Source organism: Nocardioides luteus (assembly GCF_014648595.1).
GTDB classification, from domain to species: Bacteria; Actinomycetota; Actinomycetes; order Propionibacteriales; family Nocardioidaceae; genus Nocardioides; species Nocardioides luteus.
The window spans coordinates 404223-417364 of record NZ_BMRK01000002.1 but is presented as its reverse complement, the minus strand read 5'-3'; the positions used below and the strand labels follow the sequence as shown (position 1 = coordinate 417364).

At 69.0% G+C, this 13142-nt stretch carries 19 protein-coding genes; 7 read left to right on the top strand and 12 right to left on the bottom strand.

Translation table 11 applies throughout. The annotated features are described in order from the left end of the window. Positions 1-391: 391 nt before the first annotated feature. The gene (locus IEY81_RS04465; RefSeq protein ID WP_189117236.1) at positions 392-760 is read right to left on the bottom strand and encodes a VOC family protein; all 369 of its coding nucleotides are present in this window, start codon (positions 758-760) and stop codon (positions 392-394) included. 83 nt (positions 761-843) lie between these two features. Between IEY81_RS04465 and IEY81_RS04460 the strand changes: the two genes are divergently transcribed. Then, the gene (locus tag IEY81_RS04460; RefSeq protein ID WP_189117235.1) at positions 844-1377 is read left to right on the top strand and encodes a TetR/AcrR family transcriptional regulator; all 534 of its coding nucleotides are present in this window, start codon (positions 844-846) and stop codon (positions 1375-1377) included. 8 nt (positions 1378-1385) lie between these two features. Here the strand turns inward: IEY81_RS04460 and IEY81_RS04455 are convergent, their stop codons facing one another. Both IEY81_RS04455 and IEY81_RS04450 read right to left on the bottom strand, forming a co-directional pair. Then, entirely contained in the window at positions 1386-1781 is a 396-nt protein-coding gene (locus IEY81_RS04455) for a TIGR03618 family F420-dependent PPOX class oxidoreductase (RefSeq protein ID WP_189117234.1), read from the bottom strand. Positions 1782-1797: 16 nt separating this feature from the next. Beyond that, positions 1798-2388: a dihydrofolate reductase family protein gene (locus IEY81_RS04450; protein ID WP_189117233.1), complete on the bottom strand. Its 591-nt coding sequence runs from the start codon at positions 2386-2388 to the stop codon at positions 1798-1800. 92 nt (positions 2389-2480) lie between these two features. Here IEY81_RS04450 and IEY81_RS04445 point away from each other — a divergent pair, with 92 nt between their 5' ends. Beyond that, the gene (locus tag IEY81_RS04445) at positions 2481-2933 is read left to right on the top strand and encodes a winged helix-turn-helix transcriptional regulator (RefSeq protein ID WP_189117232.1); all 453 of its coding nucleotides are present in this window, start codon (positions 2481-2483) and stop codon (positions 2931-2933) included. Here IEY81_RS04445 and IEY81_RS04440 read toward each other — a convergent pair. After that, a complete protein-coding gene (locus tag IEY81_RS04440; protein ID WP_189117231.1) occupies positions 2922-3194 on the bottom strand; it encodes a hypothetical protein in 273 nt (90 codons plus the stop codon). The two genes, IEY81_RS04445 and IEY81_RS04440, sit on opposite strands and share 12 nt — an antisense overlap. A 5-nt stretch (positions 3195-3199) precedes the next feature. Here IEY81_RS04440 and IEY81_RS04435 point away from each other — a divergent pair, with 5 nt between their 5' ends. After that, positions 3200-3478 carry a Rossmann-fold NAD(P)-binding domain-containing protein gene (locus tag IEY81_RS04435; protein WP_189117230.1) on the top strand — a complete coding sequence of 93 codons (279 nt, stop codon included), beginning with the start codon at positions 3200-3202 and terminating at the stop codon, positions 3476-3478. A 2-nt stretch (positions 3479-3480) separates the two neighbouring features. On the opposite strand, the gene IEY81_RS04430 is transcribed toward IEY81_RS04435, so the two are convergent. The 3 genes from IEY81_RS04430 to IEY81_RS04420 form a co-directional block, all read right to left on the bottom strand. Continuing rightward, a complete protein-coding gene (locus IEY81_RS04430; RefSeq protein WP_189117229.1) occupies positions 3481-3996 on the bottom strand; it encodes a GNAT family N-acetyltransferase in 516 nt (171 codons plus the stop codon). Between the two features lie 86 nt (positions 3997-4082). After that, positions 4083-4301: a hypothetical protein gene (locus tag IEY81_RS04425; protein ID WP_229787326.1), complete on the bottom strand. Its 219-nt coding sequence runs from the start codon at positions 4299-4301 to the stop codon at positions 4083-4085. 87 nt (positions 4302-4388) lie between these two features. Next, a complete protein-coding gene (locus IEY81_RS04420) occupies positions 4389-5804 on the bottom strand; it encodes a flavin-containing monooxygenase (RefSeq protein WP_229787324.1) in 1416 nt (471 codons plus the stop codon). A gap of 157 nt (positions 5805-5961) precedes the next feature. Here IEY81_RS04420 and IEY81_RS04415 point away from each other — a divergent pair, with 157 nt between their 5' ends. Continuing rightward, positions 5962-6165 (top strand): (2Fe-2S)-binding protein, encoded by a 204-nt coding sequence (locus IEY81_RS04415; RefSeq protein ID WP_189117227.1) that lies wholly within the window; start codon positions 5962-5964, stop codon positions 6163-6165. A 100-nt stretch (positions 6166-6265) separates the two neighbouring features. Then, positions 6266-6754 (top strand): bacterioferritin, encoded by a 489-nt coding sequence (bfr, locus tag IEY81_RS04410; protein WP_189117226.1) that lies wholly within the window; start codon positions 6266-6268, stop codon positions 6752-6754. 48 nt (positions 6755-6802) lie between these two features. Here bfr and IEY81_RS04405 read toward each other — a convergent pair whose 3' ends face one another. The 4 genes from IEY81_RS04405 to IEY81_RS04390 form a co-directional block, all read right to left on the bottom strand. After that, on the bottom strand, positions 6803-7189 hold the full coding sequence (locus IEY81_RS04405; RefSeq protein ID WP_189117225.1) for a VOC family protein: 387 nt from the start codon (positions 7187-7189) through the stop codon (positions 6803-6805). A gap of 10 nt (positions 7190-7199) precedes the next feature. Then, positions 7200-7790, bottom strand: a complete 591-nt coding sequence (locus tag IEY81_RS04400) for a hypothetical protein (RefSeq protein ID WP_189117224.1) — start codon at positions 7788-7790, stop codon at positions 7200-7202. Positions 7791-7936: 146 nt separating this feature from the next. Beyond that, entirely contained in the window at positions 7937-9454 is a 1518-nt protein-coding gene (gene glpK, locus IEY81_RS04395) for a glycerol kinase GlpK (RefSeq protein WP_189117223.1), read from the bottom strand. A 38-nt stretch (positions 9455-9492) separates the two neighbouring features. Further along, complete coding sequence (locus IEY81_RS04390) at positions 9493-10383, bottom strand: MIP/aquaporin family protein (protein ID WP_189117222.1); 891 nt, start codon at positions 10381-10383, stop codon at positions 9493-9495. Positions 10384-10563: 180 nt separating this feature from the next. Between IEY81_RS04390 and IEY81_RS04385 the strand changes: the two genes are divergently transcribed. Both IEY81_RS04385 and glpK (IEY81_RS04380) read left to right on the top strand, forming a co-directional pair. Further along, on the top strand, positions 10564-11334 hold the full coding sequence (locus IEY81_RS04385) for an IclR family transcriptional regulator (protein WP_189117221.1): 771 nt from the start codon (positions 10564-10566) through the stop codon (positions 11332-11334). Next, positions 11331-12833 carry a glycerol kinase GlpK gene (gene glpK / locus IEY81_RS04380; RefSeq protein ID WP_189117220.1) on the top strand — a complete coding sequence of 501 codons (1503 nt, stop codon included), beginning with the start codon at positions 11331-11333 and terminating at the stop codon, positions 12831-12833. Before IEY81_RS04385 ends, glpK (IEY81_RS04380) begins: the two co-directional genes overlap by 4 nt. On the opposite strand, the gene IEY81_RS04375 is transcribed toward glpK (IEY81_RS04380), so the two are convergent. Further along, the gene (locus IEY81_RS04375; protein WP_189117262.1) at positions 12830-13141 is read right to left on the bottom strand and encodes an ArsR/SmtB family transcription factor; all 312 of its coding nucleotides are present in this window, start codon (positions 13139-13141) and stop codon (positions 12830-12832) included. The genes glpK (IEY81_RS04380) and IEY81_RS04375 overlap by 4 nt on opposite strands. Position 13142 lies beyond the last annotated feature (1 nt).

The window sequence follows — 13142 nt, the reverse complement described above, 5'->3', positions numbered from 1 at the left end:
TTATCGGATCCCGCTTTCAACTCCAATTCGATGAATTCACACCGAAACCGGATAAAAGCAATGCCCGCACCAACACAGCCGTGACGATCTGATGTGAATCAGATCTTGAGTCCTGCTGCAGATCCTGAGACCCGCTGTCAGAACACCCTTGGATCGAGCGATGCTCGAAGAGTGGAGGTGGCCGCTCCGGGGCCGGAAGCCCGCCCGAAGACTCGCGCTTGCTTCCCGCCGCACCCTGGCGACTCGGAGAACACTACACACACCCTGACGACGTTTCAAATCGTCAGAGCAACTTTTTTCGCGCGGTGTTCCGACCCCCCACTGTAGACCCCTGAGGCAAGGCTCGGGGACGGTTCGCACAGACGGCTCACACCGCCGTCCCGCCCACCGCTCAGGCGGGTGTGAAGAGCTCGACCGGGTTGCCGGCCGGATCCTCGATCACTGCTTGGGCGCCACCCACGCCGTCCACCCGGCTGGTCCTCACCTGTACGCCGACATCGACGAGCCGGCGTAGCTCCTCGTCCAGGTCTGCCACCACGATCTGGATGCGTCCCCAGCCACCGGGGCTCGGAACGGTGCCGTCATCAGCGACATGGCCGGCACCTCCTGCGCCCGGGGCGTTCAGGAACAGCCGCAGGCCGTGCCCGTCGAGCATCGCGAACCCGCCGACCTTGGGGCCTACGTCCTCGAAGCCGAGCTCACGGTAGAAGGCGACGGCGGCAGGGATGTCGTCGACGATGTAGCGGAATCCGGGAATCATCTGTCTCTCCTCTCTGCAACACTGCTGTTGCATAGTAGGCTCCGACCATGGCTTCTCGTCAAGGGCGGACAGATCCTCGCGTGGTGCGTAGCCGCGAGCGAGTCCTCGAGGCTGCGCTCTCCGAGCTGGCGGACAAGGGGTACGGCGGCTTCAGCATCGACGGGGTGGCCACACGGGCCGGTGTCGCACGCAGCACGATCTACCGCCTCGGTCACGACCGGCTCAGCCTGATCGCTGCTGCCATAAAGACGCTCAACGTGCAGCCGCGTGCACAGCCCGGCGGCCAGGACCCGCGGGCCGACATCGTCGCGATCGTCGGCCATCTCGCCTCCGCCATGCAGTCGTCCCTCATGTCCGACTGCCTTCCTGCAGTGCTCGACGGGGCCGAGCGCGACCCCGGCCTGAGGGAGCTGCACCACAGATACAGCACCCAGCGGCGTACGCGACTGGTCGAGGCGCTGACCAGGCTGCAGGAGTCGGGGCATGCGGTCGGTGATCCCGAGCGCGCGGCGGAGGCGCTGGCCGGGGCGGTCTTCTACCGGCGGCTGATGACGCCGGAGCCGCTGCGTACCGACGAGGTCGAAGGGTTGGTCGCGACCGTCCTCGGTGAACGGTGAGTCCCGGGTCAGCCGAGACCGACGTGCTGATGGTCGAGCTCGATCAGGGCGACCATCCGGTCGCCGAACGCGTCGACGTCGCGGGTATAGGGGCCACCGGTGTAGCGGGTGGCGATCTCGTCGATGATCTCCCAGCGGCTCTCGTCCTCGACCCAGTCGACCACGCGGCCGCGGAGGATGACCGGCATGTAGTCGTTGTCCGGCGGAGCCAGTGACAGCGCGATGCGCGGGTCGGCGTGGAGGTTGCGGTACTTCCGGCCGCGGACGCCGGTGAAGATGACGACGTGGTCGCCGTGGGTGCCGATCCACACCGGCGAGGTGCGCGGGGCGCCGTCGGGGCCGATCGTGGCGACATGGGCGAGGTTGGTGGCCTCGAGGAAGGGACGTACAGCGGGGTCGATCATCGTTCTTCTCCTGGGGTCAGCGGATGACGCGGTAGTGGAGGTGGGTGACGCCGGGCGCCGGGACGACGTCGACGATGTCCAGCGAGATCTGCTCGGGAAGCTCGTTGAAGAAGCGGCGGCCGGCGCCGAGGAGCACGGGGACCTGGTGGAGCACGAGCTCGTCGACCAGGCCGGCCTTCAGTGCCTCGGTCACGACGCCGCCACCCATGAGTCCGACGTCCTTGCCGCCCGCCTTCTCCTTGGCGACCGCGATCGCGTCCTCGATGGTCGTGGCGAAGGTCTGACGGTCGTGCTCCGCGGGCGCGGGGCGGTGGGAGAGGACGACCAGCGGTGCGGTGGGCTGCGGGGCTCCGCCCTCGGCCCAACCGGAGTCGTCGTAGGTGTTGCGGCCGGCGAGGCTGACCCCGTCACGGCCGGCCAGCGCATCGAAGAAGCGGGCACTCGGCTCGGAGAGCTTGAAGCCGCCGAAGACCTGGCTGGGGGTGTCGCCGTCGAAGTACCAGTCGAAGAGCACACCGCCGTCGCCGAGCCCGCGGCCCGGGCCGGGGTCACGACCGGTGATGAAGCCGTCGACCGAGACGGAGAGTGCTGCGAGGACCTTGCTCATGGCTACCTCCCGGATCGGAGTTTCTTGAAGAGACTCTGTGACCGTAGCACCTTGAGTTCCTTCAGGGAACCCCGAATGGTAGGTTCGGTGGCATGCAACGTACGAACTTCGGCGACATGGCCTGCTCGATCGCACGCACCCTCGATGTGATCGGGGAGCCGTGGTCGCCCCTCGTGCTGCGCGACATCTGGGTGGGGATGAACCGCTTCGACCAGATCCAGGCGGATCTCGGGATCTCCCGGAAGGTGCTCACCGAGCGGCTCGCGCATCTGGTCGAGCGGGGTGTGCTGGAGAAGCAGGCCTACGACAACCGGCCGCGCTACGAGTACGTGCTGACCGCGAAGGGGCTCGAGCTCGTCGACGTACTGATGGCGATGGTCGGTTGGGGTGACAAGTGGCTCGCCGGCGAGGCCGGGCCGCCGGTGCTCTACCGGCATCGCGCCTGCGGGGAGATCGCCCACGTCGACCCGCGCTGCTCCCACTGCGGCGAACCGATGCACGCCGAGGACGTCGAGGTGCTGGCCGGGCCGGGGTCAGCGGGGTAGCGGCCCCGTGTAGGCCGCGCGCGCCTTCTCCACGAACGTCGACGGCCCGGCGCTGATGAAACAGGCCGAGACGGCAGGAGTACGCCGAGTGGTGCTGCTGTCCTCCCAGGCGGTCGGCACCCGGCCCGGGACCCCGGCGCACGCGCCGCTCGCCGGCCTGGAGGAGACGGTGCGCAGCGCGGGGATGGAGTGGACGGTCCTGCGCGCGGGCGGCTTCGCGAGCAACGCGCTCGCCTGGGCGCCGATGGTCGCGACCGGCACCGTGTATGCGCCCTACGCCGACGTCGCGCTGCCCGTCGTCGACCCGCTCGACATCGCCGAGGTCGCCGCGGCCGCTGGAGCTGGTCGAGCTGACCCCGGAGCAGGCCCGCCGCCAGATGTCAGAGTTCATGCCGCCGGAGGTCGTCGACGGGACGCTCGACATCCTCGGTCGCCCGACCGATCACGAACAGGCGGCCAGCCCGGACGTCGAGGCGGTGCTCGGCAAGCCCGCACGCGGGTTCGGTGAGTGGGTGGAGCGGTTCGCCGCGGCGTACGGCGGGTGAGGTCAGGCGCCGCCGGAGCCCAGGGTCTTCAGCGCGTCGCCGTCGATGCGGTGGACCTCCCACTCGTCCTGCGGGACCGAGCCGAGCGAGCGGTAGAACGCGATGGAGGGCTCGTTCCAGGTGAGCACCCACCACTCCAGGCGGCGCCAGTCGTTCTCGACGCAGATCTCGGCGAGGCGTACCAGGAGGGCCTTGCCGGCGCCGGCGCCGCGGTGGTCGGGGTCGACGAAGAGGTCCTCGAGCCAGATGCCGTTGCGGCCGGTCCAGGTGGAGAAGGTGACGTACCAGACCGCGATGCCGATGACGGTGCTGCCGGTTCCATCCGTTCCACCCGTTCCAGTCTCGGCGATGAGGCAGCGGGTGGTGGCGGTGCCTGACTCCGGGAAGAGCGCTGCAGTGAAGTCGGCCTCGGTGGCCTCGACCGCGTCGGGCTCCTTCTCGTAGTCGGCCAGGGCGTGGACGAGGCGGAGGATGTCGGGTACGTCGGCGGGGGTTGCCTCACGGATGGTGACGGTCACGGTGCCGATCCTAGGACCAGGAGGAACGAGATCGCCCGCCCCGAGCAGTGCTCGGGGCGGGCGTTCTCCTGCAGCTCAGGTGGGGGTCAGAGCTTGGCAAGCTTGGGGAAGGGGCTGGGAATGCGAACCAGCTTGGGACCGAAGTCGACGGTGACTGCGGCCGTTTCCTTGTTGACGACCTTGCCCAGGCCGAATGAGTCGTGGGACACGAGGTCTCCGCGCTCGAACTGCTCAACAACCGGCTCGGGATCAGTCTTGAACGGACTTGCGGCGAAGTGTCGCCGCCGGGGGGTTGAGGTAGTCATCTCTTCGAGTATGTGGCCTGGACCACGCATAAGGGAATGAACAGGTTGGGTACAAAGACCCTTCAACTCGGTGGCTGAACTCCCTCGTCAGGCGGGTGTGTAGTCGGTCCGGTCGTAGCTGGCGCTGCGGCGGTAGTGGATCGAGATGCTGGGCCAGTTGGTGGTGATGCGGCCGTTCTTCTCGCGGTACCACGAGGTGCACTTGCTCCAGACGCTGCCGGCGAGCCGGTCCTGGACCTTCGCGTCGTAGGCCTCCTCGACCTCCGCCCGCACCTCGAGCGGATGACCCGCCTCGACGATGTGGTCGGCGTACCTGCCGAGGTAGCGGGCCTGGGTCTCCAAGAAGTAGATGATCGAGCCACCGCCGGTGTTGGTGTTCGGGCCGTACATGATCAGCAGGTTGGGGAAACCGGGGACGGTCATGCCGTGGTAGGCGTGCGCGCCGTCCTTCCAATGAGTGTGCAGATCGCGGCCCTGGGTGCCGCTGATCGTCATCGGGGCCAGGAACTCGGTGGCCTTGAAGCCGGTGCCCCAGATGATCACGTCGACCTCGTGATGGCGGCCGTCTGCGGTGGCCACGCCGGTCGCGGTGATCTCGGTGATGTCGTCGGTGATCAGGTCGACGTCGGGCTGGGCCAGCGCGGGCAGGTAGTCGTCGGCGAAGAGGATCCGCTTGCAGCCGAACGGGTAGTCCGGCCAGACCTTCTCGAAGAGCCCCGGCTTCGCCGCCGTCTGCTTCTTCATGTGGTTCTTCGACCAGGCGCGCATGACCGCCCCGGCAGGTTTCACATGGAACGACGTCGTCAACCACTCTGCCTGGACCCAGATCTTGGCCCGGTTCGCCAGCTGCAGGAACGGGTTGGCGGCATCGGTGCGCTCGAAGTCCTTGCGCGGCACGATGTAGGGCGCCGAGCGCTGGAAGACGAGCACGTGGGCAGCGTCCTTCCGCACCTCGGGCACGAACTGGATCGCGCTCGCACCGGTGCCGATCACCGCGACGCGCTTGCCGACCAGGCTGAGGTCGTGGTTCCACCGAGCCGAGTGGAACGCCTCGCCGCGGAAGGTGTCGGCGCCGGGGATGCTCGGGAACGCGGGCCGGGAGAGCTGGCCGACGGCAGGTACGAAGAGGTCGACCGTCTCGGTCTCGCCGGTGCTGAGGTCGAGCTGCCAGGTCTTCGTCCCGTCGTCCCAGCGGGCGTCGGTCACCTCGGTGTCGAACCGGACGTGGCGGCGTACGTCGTACTTGTCCACCACCTTGTGGATGTAGTCGAGGATCGCCGGCTGCCGGGAGAACTTGTGCGGCCAGCTCAGGTTGGGCTCGAAGGAGTAGGAGTAGAGGCTGGACGGTACGTCGCAGGCGGCGCCCGGGTAGGTGTTCTCCCGCCACACACCGCCGACGTCGCTCGCCTTCTCGAAGACGACGATGTCGTCGTGACCTCGTCTCTTGAGCTCGATCGTGGCGGCCAGGCCGCCGAAGCCGGTGCCGATGACTGCGATGCGCAAGAGGTTCCTCCGAGGACGGGAGCGAGGGTGTGACCTGGACCATACCGAGAGAATGTGAACCGACGCACCCGAGTGACCGAACGGCGAGAACCGGGGTCAAAGTGAAGAAGTCGGACGGCACCTCGCCAGAAAGATTAGGTTCGGCTAACCTAATCGCATGATCGTCTGCCAGTGCCGAGTCGTCACCGACCGTGACGTCGACGCCGCGCTGTCCGACGGCGCGCGCACGGTCAGCGCGATCTGCCGCTCCACGGGCGCCGCCCAGGACTGCGGCTCGTGCATCTTCTCGGTCAAGAAGCTGGTCAGCCAGCATCTCGAGCAGGAGTGCACGCACCTCGTGGCCGACGGCGCCGCGAGCTGACGCTCGCCGGACGCACGCAACCGGTCACAAACTGAGTCTGTCCTCACTCCCGGGGTGGCGTGCGAGTATCGGGAGCATCCCGTTCCCGGAGGTGCACCCAATGCAGCCAGTCGATCCACGCGTCGTCGAGCTCCTCAACGAAGCACTCACGTTCGAGCTCACCGTCACCAACACCTACTTCCTGCACGCCCGGATGCTCGACAACTGGGGCCTCTCGAAGCTGGGCAAGGTCTTCTACGACCTCTCCATCGACGAGATGCGCGACGCCGACGACCTGATCAACCGCATCCTGATGTTCGACGGCCACCCGAACGTGCAGCGCCTCAACGCCATCCAGGTCGGTGAGACCGCCGAGGAGATGCTCACCCTCGCCCTGTCGAGCGAGCGTGCCGCGATCGCGCAGTTCAACACCGGCGCGGAGGAGTGCCATGCGCTCGGCGACCACGGCACCGCGGCCGTCTTCGAGGAGATGGTCCGTGACGAGGAGAAGCACGCCGACTGGTTCGAGTCGCAGCTGGACGCCATCGAGCGCGTGGGTCTCCAGCAGTACTTGGCTCAGCAGGTCTCTGCGGGCGAGGGCCCCGGCTGACCGAGGCAGAGCCGGCCCTCACCCTCCCTGCGTCTCCCGCGTCAGGCCTCAGGCCGGCGCCATGTCGTCGATGCAGAGGACGTTGTCCTCGCTGTCCTTGAACCAGGCCGCGTGCCCGCTCTCGCCGAGAGCCGCGACGTCGCCGTCCCAGGTCATCCCGGGCATCTCGAAGTGCTCGAAGCTGACGCCCTTCGCGGCCAGGTCGTCGACCTCCTTGCGGACGTCGTCCACGTGGAACTGAGCGATCGTGTGGCCGGCCCGGCCGGCGTACTCGGTCTCGTAGAGGTGGAAGGACGTCCCGCCCTTGGTCGTGTAGAGGAGCCCGCCAGGGTTCTCCTCGGTGGGCTCCAGCCCGAGCGTGTCGGCGTAGAAGCGGCGCGCTCGCCCGAGGTCGGCGGCGGGGATGTTGGCCATCACCCTGCTGTCGGTCAGCATCACGTCCCCCTCAGGCGCTCTCGAACCAGGGGTGGTGGAGGTCGTAGTAGGTCGCACCCTTCATCGCGTACTCGAGCTCGCGGCGCATCTCCGGGGGCGGCTCGATCTGCTCGCCCTTGCGTGCCTCGTCCTCGGTGGTGAAGGCGATCGTGTCGATGAAGCTGCCGTCGTCCTCGATCGCGAGGGTGCCGCCGATGCTCTCCGGGCGGGCCTCGTGCAGCATCGACGTGTCGGCGACCATCGCCTTGAGCCGGCTCGGGTCCTCGACACGACCCCGGATGATCTGCACGAACCCGGCGTCGTCGGAGCCGCCGTCGAGGATCAGCGTGACGTCGTCGCAGTCGTGGAACTCCATCGGCCCGTCCAGCACCTCGGTCATCCGCTTGGCCCACTCCCCCTGCTCGGGTCGTTCGGAGTTGGCCATCGCCGCTTCGCGCGACTCGAAGCGGACCACCCCGATGAGCTGGCCGTCGTCGGTGAACCCGTAGGTGCCACCGAGCCACCCGGTCGCGCCCGGAGCCAGGTCGCGACGCCACTCGTCGAGCAACTGGTGGGCCTCGTCCTGCCGGCTGCAGGGACCCTGGATCATCTGGATGAACATTGCTGCCTCCTCGGTCTTCGGTGTGTCGACGCACCGGTCGAGGCAGTTGCCGGGCCCCGGCCGGGCCCTTCTCGCAACGTACGTCCGCAGGGTCACCCCGCACATACCCCAAACAGGGCGTTTTCGGCCGGAAAACGCCCCGCCGGTCAGTCGACGTCCACCCAGTCCAGGGTGCGGTCGACGGCCTTGCGCCAGCCGGCGTACCCGGCCTCGCGCTGCTCCTCGCTCCAGGCCGGCTTCCAGCGCTTCGACTCGTTCCAGTTCTGGCGCAGCTCGTCGGTGTCCTTCCAGAACCCGACCGCGAGGCCGGCCGCGTAGGCGGCGCCGAGCGCGGTGGTCTCGGCGACCACCGGACGGCTGACCTCGACACCCAGGACGTCGGCCTGGATCTGCATGCACAGCTCGTTGACGGTGACGCCGCCGTCGACCTTGAGCACCTCGAGGCGTACGCCGGAGTCCTTCTCCATCGCGTCGGCGACGTCGCGGCTCTGGTAGCAGATCGACTCCAGGGTGGCCCGGGCGATGTGGCCGCTGGTGTTGAACCGCGACAGCCCGACGATCACACCGCGGGCGTCGGAGCGCCAGTAGGGGGCGAAGAGGCCCGAGAAGGCGGGGACGAAGTAGACACCGCCGTTGTCGTCGACCTCCTTGGCCAGCGTCTCCGACTGCGCGGCGTTGCTGATCACCCGGAGCTGGTCGCGCAGCCACTGCACCGCGGAGCCGGTGACGGCGATCGAGCCCTCCAGCGCGTACGTCGGGGGCTGGTCGCCGAACTGGTAGCAGACCGTGGTGAGGAGGCCGTTCTCGGAGCGGACGAGCTCCTGGCCGGTGTTGAGCAGGAGGAAGTTGCCGGTGCCGTAGGTGTTCTTGGCCTCGCCGGCGTCCAGGCAGACCTGGCCGACCATCGCGGCCTGCTGGTCACCGAGGATGCCGGTGATCGGGACCTCGCCCTTGAGGGGGCCGTTCGCGAGCGTGGTGCCGTAGGCCTGAGGCTCGGAGGAGGGCCGGATCTCGGGGAGCATCTGGCGCGGGATGTCGAAGAAGCTCAGCAGCTCGTCGTCCCAGTCGAGGGTCTCCAGGTCCATCAGCATGGTGCGGCTGGCGTTGGTGACGTCGGTGATGTGGACACCGCCGTTGGGGCCACCGGTGAGGTTCCAGACGAGCCAGCTGTCGGTGGTGCCGAAGATGGCCTCGCCCTTCTCCGCGGCCTCGCGGACGCCGTCGACGTTCTCCAGGATCCACTGGATCTTGCCGCCGGCGAAGTAGGTGGCCGGCGGGAGCCCGGCCTTGCGGCGGATGACGTCGCCGCGCCCGTCCTTGTCGAGGGCGGAGGCGATGCGGTCGGTGCGAGTGTCCTGCCAGACGATCGCGTTGTAGTAGGGGCGGCCGGTGTGCTTGTTCCACACGACCGTGGTCTCGCGCTGGTTGGTGATGCCGAGCGCGGCGATGTCCTTGTCGGTCAGGCCCTTGCGGCCGAGCGCGGTCTGGATCACCGAGCTGGTGCGCTCCCAGATCTCCACCGGGTTGTGCTCGACCCAGCCGGCCTGCGGCATGACCTGCTCGTGCTCCAGCTGGTGGCGGGCTACCTCGTTGCCGCCGTGGTCGAAGATCATGCAGCGGGTGCTGGTGGTGCCTTGGTCGACGGCTGCTACGTAGTCGGGCATGTCGTCGGTCCTCTCTGTCTCTGCGGGGGTCTGGTGGGTCAGGCGGACTTGCGCTCGGGTTCTGCGGTCTCGCTGGTCTCGGCGGTCGACTCGGGAATCGTTCCTACCTCCTCACCCTCCTCCTCGGCGGGAAGGAAACGCGAGATCAGCATCTTGTAGGCGCCGGCTCCGACGAGGCCGCCGAGAAGCGGTCCGAGGATGGGGATCCAGAAGTAGAGGTCGCCGGCGGCCGTGACCCAGGCACCGTCGTACCCGGTCACGAAGGAGGCCAGGCGCGGACCGAAGTCGCGGGCGGGGTTGATGGCGTAGCCGGCGTTGGTGCCCCACGCCATCCCGATGCCGACGATCACGAAGGCGATCGCGACCGGTGAGAACCAGGCGATCGGAGCGGAGTTGCGGGCGTCGGTGATGGCCATGATCAGGAAGAGCAGGATCGCCGTGCCGATCACCTGGTCGGCGAAGGCGGTGGTGAGGCTGACCCCGAGGGCGGCGTCACCGTTGCCGGGCAGCGTGGAGAAGATCCCCTGGGTAGCGTGGGTGTGGCCGGGGTCGACGCTGGCGATCGCGTCGGCGTAGGCCACACGGACGAGGAGCGCGCCGACGAAGGCACCGAGGATCTGGGCAACGCTGTAGGGCAGCACCTTGCGCCACTCGAAGTCGCTGAAGACGGCCATCGCGAGGCTGACCGCCGGGTTGAGGTGGGCACCGCTGATCCGGCCTGCGGTGTAGATGCCGAGCATCACCCCGATCCCCCAGGCCCAGGCGATCGAGTCGTGGTCGCCGAGGCCGCCGTCGCCGGTGGTGACCTGTGCGACCACGCCGACACCGAAGAGGATCAGGATCATCGTTCCGGCGAACTCTGCGCTGAGCTCGCCGACGAGTGTTCGTCGTGATGCCGAACCGGAGCCCGAGGCGGTCTGTTCAGTCATGGCGCTGCTCCTGCCGTGTGGGGGTTGGCGGACCCCAGCACGGTAGGGGGCGGTGACGGCCGTCACAACGGAGCGCGTTCGGCATCGTCGAACGCCCGCTGTCTCGCGGTGCGGCACCACTGTGTGCCGGGTGGGCCGAACCGGTCGCGGCGCCTTGCCCGCCCTTTACGCTTTTACCCAATGTCTCGGACCGTGCAATCCGTCGAGCGGGCGGCTGCGCTGCTGCGTGTGCTCTCCGCCGAGAGTGAGCCGATGGCTCTCGGACAGCTGGCGGCCGCCGTGGGGCTGGCCAAGCCGACGGCCCACGGGTTGCTGCGTACGTTGGTGGAGGCGGGGTTCGTCGACCAGGAGCCGACCACCGGGCGCTATCAGGTGGGCTCAGGGCTGCTCCATCTCGGCTCGGTGTCGCTCGACCTCAACGAGCTGCGCTCGGAGACGCTCAACTGGGTCGACACCCTGGCTGCGAGGACGGGCGAGGAGGCACGCATCGCGGCCTATCGAGACGGTGCGGCCGTGGTCGCCCACCACGTCTTCCGGGCAGGGCCGGGGACGCAGGAGATGGACACCGGGCGGGCGCTCCCGCTGCACGCCACCGCGCTCGGCAAGGTGCTGGTCGCCTTCGACCCGGGGGCGGCCCGCAGCGTCGTGGGCCAGCCGCTGGACCGGCTGACGTTCCGCACGATCACCGACCGCTCCGAGCTGCTGCGTGCGCTCGCGGACGCGCGCGACACCGGCTGGGCCTCGGCGGTCTCCGAGTCGCGGCCCGAGCTGGCCGGGATCGCGGCGCCGGTGCGCGACCGCGGCGGTTATGTGGTGGCGGCGGTGGGCATCGCGGGGCCGGTGCTGCGGCTGTGCGACGCACGCGGGCTGCCGCGCGCGGACCTCGTCGAGCAGGTCGTCGGGGTCTCCCGGTCGATCTCGCGGGCACTCGGTCACGGCCGGGCCGCATGACCGCACCGCAGTACGTGGCCGCGCTGGACCAGGGCACGACATCGACCCGATGCATGCTCTTCGACCGCGAGGGCCGAATGGTCTCCCTGGCCCAGCGGGAGCACCACCAGCACTATCCGCGGGCGGGCTGGGTCGAGCACGACCCGATGGAGATCTGGGACATCGTCTGCCAGGTCGTGCCGGAGGCGCTCGCCGACGCCGGGGCGTCGCCGAGCCAGGTCGTCGGGCTCGGCATCACCAACCAGCGAGAGACCACGGTCGTGTGGGACCGGCACACCGGCCGGCCCGTGCACAACGCGATCGTGTGGCAGGACACCCGCTCCTCTTCCGTGCTGCCCGCTGTCGCGGCGGAGATGACCGAGGCAGACATCCAGGCTCGGTGCGGGCTGCCGCTGGTGACGTACTTCTCCGGGCCGAAGGTGCGCTGGCTGCTCGACTCGTCCCCGTCGCTGCGGGAGCGCGCGGAGCGTGGCGACCTGCTGTTCGGGACGATGGACACCTGGCTGGTCTGGAACCTCACCGGCGGGGTCGCGGGCGGAGCGCACGTCACCGACGTGACCAACGCCAGCCGGACGATGCTGATGGATCTCGGCACGCTCGACTGGGGCCCGGAGCTGCTCGCGGCGATGCGGGTGCCGCGGGCGATGCTGCCCGAGATCCGGCCGACGGTCTCGTCCTTCGGCACCACGGTATCCCCCGTCGAGGGGATCTCGCTGACGGCGGTGATCGGCGACCAGCAGGCGTCGCTGTTCGGGCAGGCGGGCTTCGACCGCGGGGATGCCAAGTGCACCTTCGGCACCGGCGGCTTCCTGCTGCTCAACACCGGCCCGACCCCGGTGCGCTCGCAGCACGGGCTGATCACGACGGTCGCGCATGCGATGGAGGGTGAGTCTGCTGCATACGCCCTGGAGGGATCGATCGCGGTCGCCGGCTCGCTGGTGCAGTGGTTCCGCGACAGCCTCGGGCTGATCCGGTCGGCGGCGGAGATCGAGACCCAAGCGCTGACCGTCCCCGACAACGGCGGCTGCTACGTCGTGCCCGCGTTCACCGGTCTGTACGCACCGCACTGGGAGCCCGACGCGCGTGGCGTGATCGTCGGGCTGACCTCCTACGTCACCAAGGCCCACCTGTGTCGGGCGGTGCTGGAGGCGACCGCGTGGCAGACCCGGGAGGTCATCGATGCGATGAACGCCGACGCCGCAGCGCCGCTGGAGCGGCTGGCGGTCGACGGTGGGATGACCGCGGACAACCTGCTCATGCAGATGATCGCCGACTTCCTCGACATCCCGGTCGTGCGGCCGATGGTGGCCGAGACGGTCTCCCGAGGTGCTGCGTACGCTGCCGGGCTCGGTGCCGGTTACTGGCCGGACCGGGAGGTGCTGCGCCGGCACTGGCGGCGGGCCGCGGAGTGGCGGCCGACCATGTCGGCGAACGTGCGCGACGACGAGTACCAGCGGTGGCGGCGGGCGGTCGAGCTCGCCATCGGGTGGGGAGCCTAGCCCTCGGCGAGCGACTTGAGGGCGCGGAGCCTGGTGTCCCAGGCGTTGCCGATGCGGTCGAGCTCGTGGGCGAGAGCATTGAGCCGAGAGCCGAGAGCCGCGTAGACGATCTCGCGGCCGCGGCGCTCGGCGGTGACGAGGCCGGCCTCGGAGAGTACGTCCAGGTGCTTGACGATCGCTTGGCGACTGACCGGGAGCACCCGCGCCAGGGCGGAGGCGGACATGGCCTCCTGCCCCAGCCGGGTGAGGATGTCCCAGCGGGTCTGGTCGCCCAGGGCCGCGCACATCTCGGGGAGCGTGGGGGTCATG

Excerpts from the sequence above, each read along its gene's own strand:
- IEY81_RS04465 (WP_189117236.1), bottom strand. The coding sequence starts at position 760 with ATGATTCCCGGATTCCGCTACATCGTCGACGACATCCCTGCCGCCGTC.
- IEY81_RS04455 (WP_189117234.1), bottom strand. The coding sequence starts at position 1,781 with ATGATCGACCCCGCTGTACGTCCCTTCCTCGAGGCCACCAACCTCGCC.
- IEY81_RS04450 (WP_189117233.1), bottom strand. The coding sequence starts at position 2,388 with ATGAGCAAGGTCCTCGCAGCACTCTCCGTCTCGGTCGACGGCTTCATC.
- IEY81_RS04445 (WP_189117232.1), top strand. The coding sequence starts at position 2,481 with ATGCAACGTACGAACTTCGGCGACATGGCCTGCTCGATCGCACGCACC.
- IEY81_RS04435 (WP_189117230.1), top strand. The coding sequence starts at position 3,200 with ATGCGCCCTACGCCGACGTCGCGCTGCCCGTCGTCGACCCGCTCGACA.
- IEY81_RS04425 (WP_229787326.1), bottom strand. The coding sequence starts at position 4,301 with ATGACTACCTCAACCCCCCGGCGGCGACACTTCGCCGCAAGTCCGTTC.
- IEY81_RS04415 (WP_189117227.1), top strand. The coding sequence starts at position 5,962 with ATGATCGTCTGCCAGTGCCGAGTCGTCACCGACCGTGACGTCGACGCC.
- bfr (WP_189117226.1), top strand. The coding sequence starts at position 6,266 with ATGCAGCCAGTCGATCCACGCGTCGTCGAGCTCCTCAACGAAGCACTC.
- IEY81_RS04405 (WP_189117225.1), bottom strand. The coding sequence starts at position 7,189 with ATGCTGACCGACAGCAGGGTGATGGCCAACATCCCCGCCGCCGACCTC.
- IEY81_RS04400 (WP_189117224.1), bottom strand. The coding sequence starts at position 7,790 with ATGTTCATCCAGATGATCCAGGGTCCCTGCAGCCGGCAGGACGAGGCC.
- glpK (WP_189117223.1), bottom strand. The coding sequence starts at position 9,454 with ATGCCCGACTACGTAGCAGCCGTCGACCAAGGCACCACCAGCACCCGC.
- IEY81_RS04390 (WP_189117222.1), bottom strand. The coding sequence starts at position 10,383 with ATGACTGAACAGACCGCCTCGGGCTCCGGTTCGGCATCACGACGAACA.
- IEY81_RS04385 (WP_189117221.1), top strand. The coding sequence starts at position 10,564 with ATGTCTCGGACCGTGCAATCCGTCGAGCGGGCGGCTGCGCTGCTGCGT.
- glpK (WP_189117220.1), top strand. The coding sequence starts at position 11,331 with ATGACCGCACCGCAGTACGTGGCCGCGCTGGACCAGGGCACGACATCG.
- IEY81_RS04375 (WP_189117262.1), bottom strand. The coding sequence starts at position 13,141 with ATGACCCCCACGCTCCCCGAGATGTGCGCGGCCCTGGGCGACCAGACC.